18 protein-coding genes are annotated in these 15,230 nt (G+C 64.2%); 11 read left to right on the forward strand and 7 right to left on the reverse strand.

Translation table 11 applies throughout. From position 1 onward, the window contains the following. Positions 1 to 70: 70 nt before the first annotated feature. Both OHB26_RS34690 and OHB26_RS34695 read left to right on the forward strand, forming a co-directional pair. Positions 71 to 1,237: an MlaD family protein gene (locus OHB26_RS34690; protein ID WP_330181475.1), complete on the forward strand. Its 1,167-nt coding sequence runs from the start codon at positions 71 to 73 to the stop codon at positions 1,235 to 1,237. Between the two features lie 170 nt (positions 1,238 to 1,407). Continuing rightward, on the forward strand, positions 1,408 to 1,911 hold the full coding sequence (locus OHB26_RS34695) for a L,D-transpeptidase (RefSeq protein ID WP_330181476.1): 504 nt from the start codon (positions 1,408 to 1,410) through the stop codon (positions 1,909 to 1,911). Between the two features lie 70 nt (positions 1,912 to 1,981). Here OHB26_RS34695 and OHB26_RS34700 read toward each other — a convergent pair whose 3' ends face one another. Continuing rightward, a complete protein-coding gene (locus OHB26_RS34700; RefSeq protein WP_330181477.1) occupies positions 1,982 to 2,377 on the reverse strand; it encodes an SgcJ/EcaC family oxidoreductase in 396 nt (131 codons plus the stop codon). Between the two features lie 96 nt (positions 2,378 to 2,473). On the opposite strand from OHB26_RS34700, the gene OHB26_RS34705 reads away from it, so the two are divergent. Then, positions 2,474 to 3,424, forward strand: a complete 951-nt coding sequence (locus OHB26_RS34705) for a sigma-70 family RNA polymerase sigma factor (RefSeq protein WP_330181478.1) — start codon at positions 2,474 to 2,476, stop codon at positions 3,422 to 3,424. A 101-nt stretch (positions 3,425 to 3,525) separates the two neighbouring features. Here the strand turns inward: OHB26_RS34705 and OHB26_RS34710 are convergent, their stop codons facing one another. Next, positions 3,526 to 3,714, reverse strand: a complete 189-nt coding sequence (locus OHB26_RS34710) for a DUF397 domain-containing protein (protein ID WP_330185871.1) — start codon at positions 3,712 to 3,714, stop codon at positions 3,526 to 3,528. Continuing rightward, positions 3,714 to 4,592 carry a DUF5753 domain-containing protein gene (locus OHB26_RS34715; RefSeq protein WP_330181479.1) on the reverse strand — a complete coding sequence of 293 codons (879 nt, stop codon included), beginning with the start codon at positions 4,590 to 4,592 and terminating at the stop codon, positions 3,714 to 3,716. Before OHB26_RS34715 ends, OHB26_RS34710 begins: the two co-directional genes overlap by 1 nt. Positions 4,593 to 5,349: 757 nt before the next feature. Between OHB26_RS34715 and OHB26_RS34720 the strand changes: the two genes are divergently transcribed. Both OHB26_RS34720 and OHB26_RS34725 read left to right on the forward strand, forming a co-directional pair. Continuing rightward, positions 5,350 to 5,817, forward strand: coding sequence for a (4Fe-4S)-binding protein (locus tag OHB26_RS34720; RefSeq protein WP_330181480.1), 468 nt, complete (start codon positions 5,350 to 5,352; stop codon positions 5,815 to 5,817). 252 nt (positions 5,818 to 6,069) lie between these two features. Next, positions 6,070 to 7,068: a serine hydrolase domain-containing protein gene (locus OHB26_RS34725; protein ID WP_330181481.1), complete on the forward strand. Its 999-nt coding sequence runs from the start codon at positions 6,070 to 6,072 to the stop codon at positions 7,066 to 7,068. Here OHB26_RS34725 and OHB26_RS34730 read toward each other — a convergent pair. Then, positions 6,993 to 7,409: a hypothetical protein gene (locus tag OHB26_RS34730; protein WP_330181482.1), complete on the reverse strand. Its 417-nt coding sequence runs from the start codon at positions 7,407 to 7,409 to the stop codon at positions 6,993 to 6,995. The genes OHB26_RS34725 and OHB26_RS34730 overlap by 76 nt on opposite strands. 122 nt (positions 7,410 to 7,531) lie before the next feature. Further along, positions 7,532 to 7,990, reverse strand: coding sequence for a MarR family winged helix-turn-helix transcriptional regulator (locus OHB26_RS34735; RefSeq protein WP_330181483.1), 459 nt, complete (start codon positions 7,988 to 7,990; stop codon positions 7,532 to 7,534). Between the two features lie 62 nt (positions 7,991 to 8,052). Between OHB26_RS34735 and OHB26_RS34740 the strand changes: the two genes are divergently transcribed. The 4 genes from OHB26_RS34740 (at position 8,053) to OHB26_RS34755 (ending at position 11,093) form a co-directional block, all read left to right on the forward strand. Then, entirely contained in the window at positions 8,053 to 8,421 is a 369-nt protein-coding gene (locus OHB26_RS34740; protein WP_330181484.1) for a VOC family protein, read from the forward strand. Between the two features lie 151 nt (positions 8,422 to 8,572). After that, positions 8,573 to 8,845, forward strand: coding sequence for a hypothetical protein (locus OHB26_RS34745; protein WP_330181485.1), 273 nt, complete (start codon positions 8,573 to 8,575; stop codon positions 8,843 to 8,845). After that, complete coding sequence (locus OHB26_RS34750) at positions 8,838 to 9,890, forward strand: polyprenyl synthetase family protein (protein WP_330181486.1); 1,053 nt, start codon at positions 8,838 to 8,840, stop codon at positions 9,888 to 9,890. Before OHB26_RS34745 ends, OHB26_RS34750 begins: the two co-directional genes overlap by 8 nt. A gap of 48 nt (positions 9,891 to 9,938) precedes the next feature. After that, entirely contained in the window at positions 9,939 to 11,093 is a 1,155-nt protein-coding gene (locus OHB26_RS34755) for an oxygenase MpaB family protein (RefSeq protein ID WP_330181487.1), read from the forward strand. A gap of 26 nt (positions 11,094 to 11,119) precedes the next feature. Here the strand turns inward: OHB26_RS34755 and OHB26_RS34760 are convergent, their stop codons facing one another. Next, entirely contained in the window at positions 11,120 to 11,338 is a 219-nt protein-coding gene (locus OHB26_RS34760) for a hypothetical protein (RefSeq protein WP_330181488.1), read from the reverse strand. A gap of 217 nt (positions 11,339 to 11,555) precedes the next feature. Here OHB26_RS34760 and OHB26_RS34765 point away from each other — a divergent pair, with 217 nt between their 5' ends. Continuing rightward, a complete protein-coding gene (locus OHB26_RS34765) occupies positions 11,556 to 12,437 on the forward strand; it encodes an alpha/beta fold hydrolase (RefSeq protein ID WP_330181489.1) in 882 nt (293 codons plus the stop codon). A gap of 994 nt (positions 12,438 to 13,431) precedes the next feature. Further along, entirely contained in the window at positions 13,432 to 13,857 is a 426-nt protein-coding gene (locus OHB26_RS34770; RefSeq protein ID WP_330181490.1) for a hypothetical protein, read from the forward strand. Here the strand turns inward: OHB26_RS34770 and OHB26_RS34775 are convergent. Beyond that, positions 13,846 to 14,751: an ADP-ribosylglycohydrolase family protein gene (locus OHB26_RS34775; RefSeq protein ID WP_330181491.1), complete on the reverse strand. Its 906-nt coding sequence runs from the start codon at positions 14,749 to 14,751 to the stop codon at positions 13,846 to 13,848. The genes OHB26_RS34770 and OHB26_RS34775 overlap by 12 nt on opposite strands. Positions 14,752 to 15,230 lie beyond the last annotated feature (479 nt).

A 15,230-nucleotide genomic window follows, 5' to 3' on the forward strand; every position in this document is an offset into this window, starting at 1 on the left:
CTGCCATCTGATCGCACTGCGTTTCTGAGCACCGAACCTGTTGTCCGTGATCGGCGATGAAGGCGGGCCCGTGGGCATTCTGCAACAACACAAGACGCTCATCTCGAATATCGCGCTGGTCTCCTGCATGGTCGTGGGCGGGAGCTATCTGCTGTTCGATACGGCGCGGGTGCGGCCGGGCGGAAGTTACTCCGTCACCGTGCAACTGGACAAATCCGGTGGGGTGCAGGCCGGGAACGACGTCACCTGGCGCGGGTATCGGGTGGGCAAGGTGAAGTCGGTGTCGATTATCGACGGCGGCGCGCAGGTCGCCGCGGTCGCGGAAATCGAAGACAAGTACAAGATTCCGGCCGATACCTCGATCAATGTGGCGGCGCTCTCGGGTGCGGGCGAGCAGTACATCGACTTCCGGCCGAACACCGACGGTGCGCCGTATCTGAAGGACGGGCAGGTAATACTGTTCGACGCCAAGCGAATCAGCACGCCCGCCTCCATTCCGGAGACGCTGGCCAACTCCAATGATCTACTGGCGCAGATCGATCCGAACAAGATGAATACCATTCTGTCCGAGCTCGACACCGCGCTCAGCGGTGGACCGGATCAGCTGCGATATATTGTCGACGCCCTCAGTCTGGCCACCACCGGGCTCGACAATCTGCTGCCGCAGACCACGAGTCTCATCACGAATCTGCGCTCGATCGCCGCCACCTCCGCGCACGCGCAGCCGGATCTGGGCACGCTGACGCGCAATTCGAAGCTGCTCTTCGATCAGGTGAACGCGGCCAATGCCGAACTGCGCAGGGTGCTCGACCGGGCACCGGAGCAGCTGGCCGTGATGAGCGCCTTCCTCGATCGCAATCAGGATCCGATTCAGGCGCTGGCGGACAATATGTCCGCGGTGGTGCGGGCGGCGCTGCTGCGCACTCCGGCACTGCGCGCGCTCTTTCCGGCGCTGGTGGTCGGCACCACCGCCATGGGCGTGCCCGCGCACGACAACGAGTTCTACACGATTGTCGATGCCTGGCCGCGCCCGTGGTGCCTGTACAAGACAAAACAGACACCGCCGTACGTGGTGCAGGACGACACCCTCTTCCGCTGGAACTACTGCGAGAATCCGCCGGCGGATCAGCAGATTCGCGGCTCCTCGAATGCCCCACGACCGGACATTCCGAACAATGGTGCGCAAATGCCCACCGGTGTCGACCCGAATGAGCGCACCATGCCGCCCGTTCGATGAATTCCCAGGCACGCCGCACGCGTGTCGGCGCGCCTGGGGCGTTTTATACCGCGAATCCCGGTGCGCACCGCGCAGAATGATCACTTGCACGAGACGAATAGAGATGTCCCTTCGCCCAGGCAGGCGAGTTCACCGGGCGGCGGGCAAGGCTAGAGAGGTCAGATGACTCGATGATGAGCAAGTGTTCCCTCGGCTCGGCAATGCGTTCCCTCGTCTTCGCGGGCGTGGCGGTCGGAATGGCGGCGGGATCGGCGCAGGCCGATCCGCTGTGGCCCGGCGGACCCGATGTGCCGGGCGTTCCGGCCATCATTCCGACTCAGCCGGTCACGGCCCCCTGCGGCGATCAGGCCCGCGCCTGCCTGCGACTGGGGACCAATGAGGCGTGGCTGATGGACAATGGCAAGGTCGTCTTCGGCCCCACCCCGATATCGCATGGCATGCCCGGATTCGAAACACCGCCCGGGTTCTTCCATGTGGCGTTCAAGCGGCCGTTCCACTGGAGCACCATGCATCAGGCTCCGATGGAGTACGCCATCTTCTTCAACGGGGATATCGCATTCCATATCGGACCGGTGGACAAGAAGTCGCACGGTTGCATTCGGATGACGCCCGATGGGGCGAAGCAGTTCTTCGGCTATCTCAATCCCGGTGATGCGGTCGAGGTTGTTCCCTGAGTTTCGACCCGCGTATCGAATTCGACAGGCCCCCTTCCGGATTGGCGGAAGGGGGCTTTGTTCTGCCGGGCTATGCCTCGCAGTTGTGATAGGCCGCGACGGCCCAGCCGTCGGCGGAGCGGGTCAGCACCCAGGTCGCGACGACCCAGCGGTCCGATTCGGTCTGTCCCGCCGGCAGAATCGCGCCGCGGCTGACCACGATCGCGGTGTCGGGGTGCGGAAAGCGCACGATCAGCGGCTCATCGAGCACCGAGGAGTCTTTCAACGGACCGGCGAAGCCCGCGGCCATGCGGGTGCGCACGGCATCGCGGCCGTCGCTCAGCGAACCGGGCAGTATCGAGACGGCGTCGGGCAGGTACCCGGCGACCATCGCCTCGGCGTCATTGCCCGCCCAGGCTTTGTAGACGTCGCTGATGACATCCAGGACGGCGGCCCGATCGGTGGCTTGTGCGGCGGTGTCGTTCATGGTGATCCTCCTGAAATCGCGCCGCCCGGATCAGCGGCTCACGAGTACCTACCGGCGGGACCCCGGGTTGTCATCGGTGTGGCGTAGAAAAGATTCGTGGCCGACGAATTCACCAGCAGCACCGACCCCTACCGGCGAGAGTTGCTGGCGCACTGCTATCGCATGCTCGGATCGGTGCACGATGCCGAGGACCTGGTGCAGGAGACGCTGCTGCGGGCCTGGCGGGCGCGGGACAGCTATGACTCCAGCCGCGCGTCCATGCGCACCTGGTTGTATCGGATCGCCACCAATGTCTGCCTGACCGCGCTGGAGCAGCGGGCGCGGCGGCCGTTGCCCGCGGGATTGGGCGGGCCGCCCGGCGACGATCCCAATGAGACGCTGGTACACGGCGGCGAGGTGCCCTGGCTGCAACCGATTCCGGATGCGATGATCGGCGATCCGGCGGAGGTGGCGGCGGCACGCGGCAGTCTGCGACTGGCGCTGGTCGCCGCCATGCAGCAGTTGCCCGCGCGGCAGCGGGCGGCACTGGTGCTGCGCGAAGCACTGGACTGGCCGCCCGGACAGATCGCCGAGGCGCTGGAGATGACACCGGCGGCGGTCAACAGCGCGCTTCAGCGGGCGCGAAAGACGCTCTCCACCAATGGCATCAACGAGGATGACGTCACCGAGCCGAACGACCAGCGGGCCGTGCTGGACCGCTATGTCAACGCCTTCCTGGACGCGGACCTGACCGCCCTGGAGAAGCTGCTGGCCGATGACGTGATCATGGAGATGCCGCCGTTCCTCAATTGGTACCTGGGGCGCGAGCATTACATCTTCTTCATGGCGCGGGTCTACGCCACGAACGGAACCGATTGGCGCGTACTTCCCGTGGCGGCCAACGGACAGCTCGGATTCGCCGCGTACGTCCGCGCCCCGGGTGGCGGATACACCATGCATACCCTCCAGATATTCACTGTCACAAAGGGTTTGATCACCCGCAATACCGTGACGCAGGATCCGGAGGTCTACGCGCTGTTCGACCTGGCCGCCGAACTACCCGAGTAGTCCACGGTCATGGGCAAGCTCCGCCAACCCTGAACCGCTGAAACCATAAGAACGACCCCCACTTTCGCCGGAGTGGGGGCGTTCCCGATGCCGAGTGGGCCTCAGCTCTCCCAGATGCGACTGGCAACGAAGCGTGCCCATGTGTCGGCCGGAAACTCGAGGATAGGTCCGCGGCCGTTGTCCTTCGTGTCCCGGACCTTGGTCACGGCATCACCGTGGAAGACTTCGACGCACTGGTTGCCACTGTTGGATCGACTCGATTTGTACCATGCGCCCTTGACCGGTCTCATCACGCCGCGCACTCCTTCGCGATCTTCGACACCAGCGCCCTGGTATCTACTCTCTCCAACGCTACATCTCGAATGCCTTCGATCGCTTGGCGATACCGGTCGATTTCCTCCGCCTGCTCGTGGAAGACGCTTCCGATCGCGCCTTCGGCGTAGACGATCGTCGGTAGTGCGAGGCCGCTGCTGCCCGGCGGAAACGTCAGCCAGTCGAACGCAAGCATGGTCAGTCCCGGATGCACGCCAGAAGCGAACGGGATCAGGCGAATACTCACGTTGTCGCGTTCACTCACCGCAGCAAGCCAGTTGAGCTGCCTGCGCATGATCGGACCGTCACCGACTCGCTGGCGGACTACAGCCTCACTCAGGAACGCTTCGTATGTGAAGTCCGGATCAGCAAGCCGCGCTTGCCGTTTCATGATGAGTTCGATCCGGCGCTCCAGATCAACCGTCGACAAACCTGGGTCGCTGACACGATCGAGCGCGCGCCGGTAATCGGCCGACTGTAGTAGCGCCGGGAAGATCACGGGGTGATGAGTGACGACGTGATCGGCAATACCCTCCAGTCGGAGGAACTTTCCTGTGTTGGGTGCGACCTGATCCTGATATGCCTTCCATAGGCCCCGCGTCGATCCTTGTGCCCTGCTTGCCTTTTCCTCGGTCTTGATCTCGTTCCAAAGGCCCATAGCCTTCGCGCGGGCCTCGTCACCAGCGCAGTAGAAGTCCAGTAGCGCGTTGATATGGAGGTCGCCGAGTCTGGTCGGCGACCCATCCTCCATTCGGTCCACGGCTTGTCGTGACACCCCGATGTGGGCGGCCGCGGCCATCATGGCCTGCCGCGGCGCGCGTGCCCTCAGCTCTCGCATGTAGTTGCCGAAATCCATGCGGGAGACCGTTAATCCGGCCATTTCGTCAACCTCGCTATCAGATAGATGCCCGCGACGGACAGTGTCCGTACGGGACGCGTCCGTAACGGACACTGCCCGCTACGGTCTTACAAGCACATTTCACGAACTACCTACCGAGAGCGAATCTTTCAATCACATTTGATGTCTACTCATAGATAGCACCTGGGGCCGACAAGCTGAACCGCCACCGGGGTTCTTTCGAAATTAGGAGGCGCGAATGTCTTGGGACGCCTGGGTTTTAGCGATACTCATCGGCGGTTGCGCAGCGGTCGTCCTCATCTGCATTGTCGAGGACCTCCGGGAACAACGTTTCAGCAGATCCGAGAACCGTACGGTACGTATTCACATTCGCGACGGCGAGTGCATTACGGCTCACGTTCGTCGCGAACCGGCGGGCCGCCACCGCGACCAACACACCAGGCCATAACACGTGCCGCGCAAGGGAAATGGAGTCGACCAATGGAAATCTACGGCCCTCGTTTGGATAGATTAGAAGATTGTCACGTCCACAATGACGACATAACGATGAATGCCGCCGAGGCACTGGAGGCTTCGATAATTCACCGTGACTGCGATCCGGTGTTCTGCGCGAGGGGCTTGGAAGCGAATCGCATAGTCGGCCTCGAAGCGGACCGGTATGCCGAACGATCGAACGTTCACCCCCTCCCGACCCGATACTTCAAAGAGGTGGGCAATATCGTCCGCGATCCATAGCCGGGCGTACCGTATTCGAATGGACACCGATCAGTCGGTACCGCGGCCCCCAACTCCACCCGGCCGGGCCTACAGCGCCCCCGGCGTCACCGTCTATTACGACGCGACCCGCTGCCTGCACTTCGCCGAATGCGTCCGCGGCCTCCCGAACGTCTTCGACACCGCCGCCCGCCCCTGGATCCAACCCGCCAACGCCGAAGCACCCGACGTCGCCGAGGTAATCCGCCGCTGCCCCAGCGGAGCCCTGCACTACGTCCTCGACTCGGGCCCACCCGAACAGGGCGAGGCGGTCACCACCGCAACGCCCCTCCCAGGCGGACCCCTCCTGCTCACGGGAGCCCTCCGCGTCGCGATCACCGCCGCGGGCGAGAAGGGCCCCGACATGATCGACGAAACCCGCATGGCCGCCTGTCGCTGCGGCAAAACCGCCAACGCCCCCTTCTGCGACGGCGCCTGCGACCTACACGGCGAACACACCTCCCACTAGCCACGTTTCACCCGAGATCAGGGGAATCCCTGAGGTGCCAGACGGTGGCGATCGGGTATTTTCGGACGAATACAGAATGGAAAGTCCTTGAATACCAGGTTATTTCGGCAGCGACTTCCACGAACCGCCGCGCTGGCCGTGACAGTCGGGGTGCTCTGCGCAATCACCGCGTGCGGGACGGACTCGACAGCACAGCCGACAGCCACCTCCGCACAATCGGGTCGGGCCCCGATCCAGCAAGCAGCGGACACCGTGGTCCACACGGGTGTGCCCGGCGCTCAGATCGTCGTCACCGAACAAGGGCGAGACCAGGTGACGACCTCGGGGGTCGGCGATCTCACCACCGGCGACCCGTTTCCCGACAACAGCCACGTCCGGATCGCCAGTAACACCAAATCCTTCGTGGCGACGGTACTTCTCGAGTTGGTGACCGAGGGGAAGCTGGAGCTGGATGCGCCCGTGGACCGGTACCTGCCCGGTGTGCTGGTCGGCAACGGTAACGACGGCACCCGGATAACCGTCCGAAACCTGTTGCAGCACACCAGCGGCCTGCCCGACGTCTATCAGGTTCTGCATCTGCTGGAGAATCTGGAGCAGGTCCGATTGCAGCGGTCCGAGACGGCCGACCTGGTGCGCCGGACGTTGGCGACGCCCGCGCATTTCGCACCGGGCGAGAAGTTCGAGTACAGCAACACCAACTACCTGGTGATCGGCATGATCATCGAGCGGGTGACCGGTCAATCGATCGACGAAGCGATCACCCGCCGCATCATCGAACCGCTCGGGCTGCACGACACCTACTATCCGCTGGCAGGTGAGATCGGTCTGCGTAACCCGCATCCGCTCGGCTACTTCGAGCACGACGGGGTGCGTATCGAATTCACGGAGCTGGACCCGTCCGGGGCAGGGGCGTCAGGCGCGATGGTGTCCACCGGTGCGGATCTGAATCGATTCTTCATCGCATTGCTGGGCGGGAAGCTCTTGCCCCCAGCTCAACTGGATGAGATGAGGCGAAACCCGGTCACCAGCGACGGGGAGTTACCGTACGGGCTCGGCATCGAACAAATCCCGGTGTCCTGCGGTAAGGCGGTCTGGGGACATAGGGGCTCGACCCCCGGTTTCGTGACCGTAGGCGGTGCGACCACCGATGGCCGGGCAGTGACTGTGATGATCAATCAACTGTCCACCACCACCGACATCGAGGCCGTGGCGGTCACGGCGTTGGACACCGCGATCTGCGCCATATCGTGAACAGCTGACATCCGAATCGGATTCGGCGGCACCACCTTCGGCACAGGCACGGCAGGACGGCCCAGCCCTTGATAAGCGAACCACAAGGTTTTGTTAGCACCTTCCCCCCAGAGTGGTCTTGTCAGACGACGAGGGGAGAACACAGTGAAGGCAATCAAGGGCACGACCGTGATCGGCGGGGTCATCGCGGCGGCGTTCATCGGATCGGCCGGGACGGCATCCGCGTCGGCGACGCCGATGGCACACACCTGGTGTCCCCGCAGCGAGGCGATGCATCCGACGTGGGATGTGAATACCGGGGAACCGGTCATCTGCGTGAACACCGGTGCCAGCGGGTTCATGTGGGTTCCCGACGCCACTCGCTGATTCCCGGCCACCGCCGTGGGTTCCCGCGGTGGTGAGGTGAAACCGGCTCGAGCCCCCGTCCGAATTCCGGGCGGGGACTCGATCTATCCCGGCGCAGCTATGCGCCGTCGTTGCCGTCGCGCAGGGAACGGATCATGCTCCGGAGAGTCCGGACCGCGATCGACTGCTCGGCCTCGGTCATGCCGGACAGCATTCTCAACTCAACGGAACGGACCGCCGCGGTCGCCTTCTCCAGGCTCCGCCGACCGCGAGGCGTGAGCCGCGTGGGAAGCACCTTCCCGACGGGCGCCTCGGCGGGCCGAATCACATAGCCGTCGCGTTCCAGGGTCTGGAGCAGCACATTCATCGTCTGCCGGGTGACGAACGCGCCTCGCGCGAGCTCGGAGTTCGACAGACCCGGTCGCTGAGCCAGCAGTTCGAGGCAGGAGTAGTGCGTCACGCTCATCCCGAGCGGTCGCAGCACCTCCTCCATGGCTACGCGCAGCGCGCTCGACGCCTCTTTCAGCAGGTAGCCCAGTGACGTCTCCAGGTCGACGCCGACACCATCTTGACTCATGTCAGTATTCTGACATAGATTGATTGGTGTCAGAAAACTGACACGAAAAGAAGGAGCATGTCATGACTGTCACCGGTCCCGATTTCCTCTCGCTCCAAGCGCGCGATCTCGCTGCGTCGCAGGCGTTCTACGAGCAGTACCTCGGCCTTGTCCGCTCACCGGCCGGACCGCCGCACGCCGTCGTCTTCGAGACGAAGCCGATTGCGTTCGCACTCCGCGATATCGCTCCCGGCACCGATCTGACATCCGTCGCCCAGCCCGGCATCGGCGCCGCGATCTGGCTCCACGCCACCGACGTCCAGGCCATCCACGATGCTCTCGTCGCCGACGGCCACACCATCGTCTCCGCGCCGATCGACGGCCCCTTCGGCCGAACTTTCACCTTTGCGGACCCCGACGGCTACCAGGTCACCCTCCACGACCGCGCCTGAAACCGAACCCGCCGGGCCGCTCCCGGAGTGCGTCGCTAATTTCCGGCGTGTCTCGGATCGGTCCATGTCACACTGGGTTCGCCTGACTGATCCGGAAGTTGTTGGGCAGCAAGGTGTCAGGGCCACTTCGAGCGATGTGGGAGCTGATCTTATGGTGCACAAGGGGTTCGATTCCGGGTCACGGGGTGAGGATGCGGTGCTGCTGGCGGTCGGGCTGGCGGATGCGGCGCTGAGCCGCGTTGCGCCGGTGGTGAATCAGGCTTGGCGCTTCTTGCGGCGCTCGGATACCGCCGATCTGGCGGGTGAGGCGGGGGCGGATCTGAAGGCTCGGGGGCGCTTGGTGCTGGACCGCTATGCCGCGGTTCCGCCCGCTCATCTGGAGGTTCTCGCTCAGCGTGCGCAGTCGCGCCGCGGCGATGTCTGAGCCGTTCGACCCGATTGCGTTCAAAGCCCGAATCGACGCCGCACTCGGGGAATTCGTCGCGCGAGAGAGTGAGCAGCTGGTGGAGATCGATCCGCGATTGCGGTCGGTCGCGGAACAGTTGACGGTCGCGACAACTCACGGCAAACGCCTGCGGGCGGCATTCTGCTACTGGGGTTGGCGGGCCGCCGGGCAGCCGGACAGTGATGCGCTCATACGGGCCGCGGCTGCCATGGAGTTGGTGCACGCGGCGGCGAGTGTGCACGACGACATCATCGATGCCAGTCCGCTGCGGCATGGATTGCCGACAGCCCATGTGGCGCTACGGGATTCACTCGTCGGACGTCCGGGGCCGCGCAGGTCCGCGCGGGCACTGGCCATGCTGGTCGGGGACCTGCTGATCGCCGCGGCCGGGCAGTTGTTCCTCGGCAGTGGTCTGCCGGTGGCATATCTGTCGCGGGCACGTCCGCTGTGGGCGGTGCTGGCCCGGGAGTTGATCGCCGGGGAATGCCTGGAGATCATCTCGACCGGCGCGGTTCCCGATCTGGGCGAATCGATGAAGGTGATCAGATACAAGACCGCCAAATACACCGTCGAGCATCCGTTGTTGATCGGTGCGGCACTGGCGGGGGCGCGCATGCCCTTGCGGAACACCTTCTCCGCGTACGGATTACCGCTGGGTGATGCCTTTCAGCTGCGCGATGATCTGCTCGGCGTATTCGGTGATCCGGCCGCCATGGGCAAGTCGAACCTCGACGACCTGCGCGGGCGACGCCCCACCGCGCTGCTCGCGGAGAGCTGGCACGCCGCCGACGACCGGCAGCGCAAGCAATTGCGAATATTGTTGGAGGGCAAGGACCACGGCCCCGGAGATCTACACGACCTGCGTGAGCTGATGAACCGGATCGGCTCCCCCGCTCGCGTCGAGGAGATGATCCACGAGCGAGTCCGAACCGCCACCGACGTACTGGCACGGTCAGAGCTGCCCGCGAGTGCCGCACGGGCACTGACCGAACTCGCGTACACCGCCACCACCCGCTGTCACTGATGCTGCGGCACAAGCACTCCCGTCGTCACCGGACCTGAGGAGTTTCCGATGTCCCACCCTCTCGGCGAATTGCGGACGCTCGGCGATGAACTCGCCGACGCCACCGTGGCCACCCTGTTCGAACGCGGCGAGGTCGGCAAGTTCAATACGCTGATGCGGTACGTGTCGACCGCGGGCTCACCGCTCCCGGACGATCTCCCCGATGTCGCGCGCGAGTATCTGCGGCACACCGCCGCCCCGCCGAGCTGGGTCGATTGGGGCGAAATGGAGCGGGCGCGACTGTTTTTCATCGACAACAACGTGCACATCTCCACCGCATTGTCCTTCGCCTCCATGCCCGCCTGCTACGTCATCCCACATATCGCGAAGTTGTTGTCGGCCACGCACTCGCTGCGGTACCCCTCCAAACGCATGGCCGAGACCGGGCAGTTCACCGTCTATCTGATGCGCCCCGATGCCTTCGAGGCCGGTAGCCGTTTCATTCCCGCCGTGCAGAAGGTCCGGCTGCTGCATGCCTCGATTCGCCATCATCTGGCGCGGGAAAATCAATGGGACACAACAACGCTGGGTGTTCCCATCTGCCAGGAAGACATGATCGGCGGTCAACTGCTGTTCTCGTTGCTCGTGCTCGACAGTCTGCATCGGCTCAATATCCATATGAGTGTGGAGGGCGCCGAGGCGTACTACTACGCCTGGCGGGTGGTCGGCGCCATGCTCGGCGTCGACCAGAGACACGCCCCCACGGATCTGGCCTCCGCCCGCGAGTTCCTCGACAACTACCTCGTGCGCTACATGGGCCCGAGTGAAGAGGGCGCGCAACTCACCCGCCAGCTCATCGACCTCTATGAAGAGGTCGTCCCCGGCACCCTCTTCGACCCCGTGGTAGCCGCTCTGATCCGCTACCTCATCGGCGACACGTGTGCGGACTGGCTCCGCGTACCGCGCACCGGCTGGGATGCGGCGGTCAAAACCGTTCCGACACTGCTCGGCGTCCTCGAAACCATCGAGGACACTTCACCTTTGGGCGCCTGGGCACTGGACCGCCTCGGCCACCTGACCTCGGTCTTCGAACTCAGCTCCCTCACCCGCGGCCGAGTCATGCAGTACGCCATCCCCGAACACCTCAAACCCGACTACGGCATGGCGTCCGCCGCCCCCCGCCTCAACCGCTGGACCCCACCCCCACCGGCCGACCACCGCTGACGAGCCCGTACTCCCGATGGCACGCTTCAGAGGAATAGCGGCGCGGTCGGTGCCACGGGGCCGAAGTCCAGGTCGGCAAATGACCGCACTCGAACAACCGCCGCGCTGACAACGCACCGTGACGCCGCTGCCCGCGCTGCTCGAACCGGCCGCACAGTCAAATGCAGTGAGCACTTAGCGCCGAAGTAGTACTGCACCAGCCGAACCGAGATCTCGGCCTCGGCGGCGACCGTTCGAAAGGTCACCCTTCCCAGGCCGCCGGTGACGATGACTCGCCGTACGGCATCGACGATCGGCGGCGCCGAACCTCACGGTCGACCAATCGAGGCACGCGACCTGCCGCCTTCCTTCCGTGCCGCAGAATCCTCGGAACCTAGATGGTATGCGCATACCAAATACATGGTACGTTCGTACCGCATTAAGTGATACGGTCATACCGTAACGAGGATGAAGGGGAGGCTCGTGCCGAAGATCGGGCGATTCACGAACACCGAAGCGAAGGCAGCTTTCTTGGCCGCTTACGACACTGTGGCAGCGCAATGGCCGGCGCCCTCGGTCGACCTCGATGTCGAAACACCTTTCGGGACAACACGAGTACGAAAATCCGGATCCGGCGAGGGCACACCGATTGTGCTGCTGCCCGGCATCGGTGGCAACGGAATGGTGTGGCATCGGTTCATCGAAGAGCTGTCGCGCGACCACGTGGTGTACACGCCGGATGTCATCGGATGGGCCGGGCTGTGTGAGCAGACCGCACCGCTGAACGATGCGCGGGATATAGCGACGTGGATGACCGCGGTGCTCGACGGTCTCGGCGAGAAGCGAGTGCACCTCGCCGGAAATTCCTACGGCGCCTGGCTGGCCGGCGTAGTCGCGGCCTACCACTCCGAGCGCCTGGCCAGCCTCACCATGTTCGAGCCCAGCGGAGCGACGTTCGCCAAGCCGAGCTGGGGGCTGCTGTTCAAATTCCTGAAGGCAGGCATGCGGCCGACCCCCGAACGTATGCAAAAGCTCAACAAGTGGCTGATGCCAGGATTGGAGCTGACCGACGACGAACTCGCAGTAGCCATGACGACGCTGAAATTCCGGTCGGGAGTGCCGTGGGATCGGCCCCTCACCGACGAACAGCTGGCCGCTATCACCGCGCCGAGTCTGATCCTTTACGGCGCCGAGACCGTCGTCAGCGATCCGGTACATGGAGCCGCTCGTGTCCACGCCCACATCCCTACGGTTGAAGTCGAAACCTATCCGGGCATTGGACACGATCTGCTGTGGGCCAATCCGGACCAGGTCATTCCGCGCTTCTTGAACTTCATCGACAGCCACGATCCTGTCCGGGAATGAGACCTGCCGGAGTTCGAGGCATCCTGTAATACGGCATGCCGCGCTGTTCGGAACGGCCAGCGCGGCACCTCTGAGATCAACTGGCCGTGCCCATCCGAGGCCGGCGGAACGATGAACGTCGGCATGAGGCGCGGTGCCCGGCATTCGCCGGGTCCGTTTCCTCAAGCCGCGTTCCCGAACCGGACAGGCCAGTTTCCCGGCATCCGGCTCTCCAGCAACCATCGCAGCCGAAGCTGCATGGGATGTCCGATCCCGTTTCGGCGCTCCGCATTTCGCGTACCTCCCGGGGTCCCGGACCTCCCGGTCGCCTGTTCCGCTTCGCCCGTGTGGACGGCTTTCCCGTCCTCCCTGGTGGGGCGTGACTCCCACGACTACTACCGGAACTCTGTCGCCCTAGGACCTTGTCCCGTAGGCGATCCCACGTTCGTCATCGTCAGACGTATCGAGCGCGACGTAGGTGGCCCACTCATCTCCTTGAATGTCCTCACTGGACATCGCCCCGCGTCCGGAAGGCGAGCCGGCCACAGTGCGGGACCGGTCCGGGACACGGCGTCGGTCATCAAGCATCATCTTCCGACGGGCGGGCATTTGCACCAACTGGAGATTGGGCTTCAGGCAATCCAGCTTTCACCCTATCGCGCGGGTCCCCCGGACGCGCCATCCCGATGCTCGGGCACGGCCGCCGGTTTCCTGACATGCTCTTGTCCCCGTTAACCTTTCGGCCTCGGGTAAGCCAGCGGACCCACAGACCCCCTTCCAGTCTGTCCCGGCTGCGCCGGGGATCTGACGATGCGCATCGTGGCGCACCACTGAAATGCCGATGAGCGTGCCCACTGGGTGCGCTGCGTCAGCGCGGGCGGGCTAACTTTTGCAGGCCCAGATACACGTGGCGCGTGAGTTCACGAAATTTGCGGACCGTACGAGCCCCGTCGTCGGGTGGCTGCGGGCACTCGCCGCGTCGGCCTACCGCGAGTGTGGCGGTCCGGGAGTCGGCGTGGTCGGGATGTGCATCACCGGTGGTTTCGCGCTGGCGACTGCGCTCGAACCGTCAGTCGTCGCGTCCGTCATGAGTCAGCCGGTCTTGCCCGCGCCGATCGGGCGGCGTGGTCGTGCCGCCCTCGGCCTGAATGCCGAGGATTTCTCGACAATCGCCGCACGAGCGGACGACGGCCTGCGGGTGCTCGGGCTCCGGTTCACCAACGACCGGGGTTGCCCGCCTGAGCGATTCGAGACCCTGCGGACGATGCTCGGGGCCTCGTTCGAGGGGATCGAGCTCGACTCCTCGCCGGGCAACGCGGCCGGGATCGCACCATCGGCGCACGCGGTGCTCACGGTCTCCCTCGTCGACGAGCCGGGCCATCCGACCCAGGTCGCTCTCGACCGAGTGCTGGCGCTCCTGGCCGCGCAGCTACGTCGTTGACCCGTCGCTGCGCGAAGCTGTGATCGCCCAGTCGGGCAGCGGTTCACAGTGCGGGAGCCAGTCCAGCGGTATGGCGTCGGCCCTTTGGCGAGCACCGAGGATTCCGCCGATGATCGCGCAGGTGGTGTCGATATCGCCACCGGCCACGGCCGCGGTCCAGCAGGCGTCGGCGAAATCGTGGCCATGACGGGCCACCACCCATAGACAGAAGGGGACTGTGTCGAGTGCGGAAGTATCTTGACCGGTGCCCAATTCTGCAGCGGCAGTGGCGGATTCACTCACGGCGCGGGCATGTGTGATCCTGTCTCGTACCGGTCCGGCCGGGGTATGGGTGGCAACAATATCGAGAAGCCGATCGCCGTCCATCTGTGGTTGCGTCGCGGACAAGGCGGCAGCGACTGCCACGGCGACAGCCCCGGCCACGACATCGGGGTGAGCATGGGTGATCTCCGCCGAGGCCACGGCCTCGGTCACCACCAGGTCGAGGCTGTCGGCGAAATAGGCGCCCAGCGGCGCTACGCGCATCGAGGCCCCATTGCCCCAGGAGCCTCGCCCATCTCGCGCCTGTTGAGCGAGTTCGCGCCAGTGGTAACCCTTTTGGCGTATCGAACGCAGAATCCTGCTCGTTCCGGGTCCGTATCGACGGTAGATGTCGTAACGCTCAGCGAATAATTGGGCCAGCGCGTCCTGATCGATCCGACCGTACTCGCTCAGGATGGTGTAGATCGAGCAGGCCATTTGGGTATCGTCGGTCCACAGCCAGGGTCCGGGCAGCAGCGTACGCGCCTGCAGCGCACCATGATTGATCGCATCGTCGAAGCATGATCCGAACCCATCCCCCACCGCGAGACCGCGTAACGACCTCAGGGATCGGGATCGACGGTCAGCACTCATCGGCCCAGTCTGGCAGCAAGCGCCGCCCGAACCCCAACCTCGGCACTGCCGCAAGCCTTTCCGGATCCCGTCATGACGGCCCAGATTGCCGTGTATGACGGTCTGGCAACCTAGGCTGGATCATCACAGGGAATTGGCTACCGAGGGAACGATGTGAGCAGACAGCATCTTCGAGTGAATCGATTCGGATTTGCCGAGTACGACGACATGATCGATCTCTCCCGTAGGGTGAATATCTCCGAGCTGGCGGGAGTCTTGAGTTCAATCGTTGAACTGGCCCTCTCGGGGGAAACTGATTTCCTCGATTCGCTAAGCGATTCCGTCCAAGCGGATTTCGTAACCCCCCTGGGGATGTCTGCCAGAATGCTGTCGAATGGAGAATACTCGGCAATGGAGTTTCTCTCGGCGGCCTGCACCGTGAGATACTGCGCCGAGCCTCACATGGCAGAATTCCCGGACGAGCTCGTACAGATGCTGTC

Source organism: Nocardia sp. NBC_01503, assembly GCF_036327755.1.
Taxonomy (GTDB): domain Bacteria; phylum Actinomycetota; class Actinomycetes; order Mycobacteriales; family Mycobacteriaceae; genus Nocardia.

Bases quoted from the DNA above. Each gene is read 5' to 3' on its own strand.
- OHB26_RS34730 (WP_330181482.1), bottom strand. From the start codon at position 7,409: ATGAACCCGCTGGCACCGGTGTTCACGCAGATGACCGGTTCCCCGGTA.
- OHB26_RS34745 (WP_330181485.1), top strand. From the start codon at position 8,573: ATGGTGCACAAGGGGTTCGATTCCGGGTCACGGGGTGAGGATGCGGTG.
- OHB26_RS34735 (WP_330181483.1), bottom strand. From the start codon at position 7,990: ATGAGTCAAGATGGTGTCGGCGTCGACCTGGAGACGTCACTGGGCTAC.
- OHB26_RS34700 (WP_330181477.1), bottom strand. From the start codon at position 2,377: ATGAACGACACCGCCGCACAAGCCACCGATCGGGCCGCCGTCCTGGAT.
- OHB26_RS34695 (WP_330181476.1), top strand. From the start codon at position 1,408: ATGATGAGCAAGTGTTCCCTCGGCTCGGCAATGCGTTCCCTCGTCTTC.
- OHB26_RS34740 (WP_330181484.1), top strand. From the start codon at position 8,053: ATGACTGTCACCGGTCCCGATTTCCTCTCGCTCCAAGCGCGCGATCTC.
- OHB26_RS34750 (WP_330181486.1), top strand. From the start codon at position 8,838: ATGTCTGAGCCGTTCGACCCGATTGCGTTCAAAGCCCGAATCGACGCC.
- OHB26_RS34715 (WP_330181479.1), bottom strand. From the start codon at position 4,592: ATGGATTTCGGCAACTACATGCGAGAGCTGAGGGCACGCGCGCCGCGG.
- OHB26_RS34710 (WP_330185871.1), bottom strand. From the start codon at position 3,714: ATGAGACCGGTCAAGGGCGCATGGTACAAATCGAGTCGATCCAACAGT.
- OHB26_RS34775 (WP_330181491.1), bottom strand. From the start codon at position 14,751: ATGAGTGCTGACCGTCGATCCCGATCCCTGAGGTCGTTACGCGGTCTC.
- OHB26_RS34720 (WP_330181480.1), top strand. From the start codon at position 5,350: ATGGACACCGATCAGTCGGTACCGCGGCCCCCAACTCCACCCGGCCGG.
- OHB26_RS34755 (WP_330181487.1), top strand. From the start codon at position 9,939: ATGTCCCACCCTCTCGGCGAATTGCGGACGCTCGGCGATGAACTCGCC.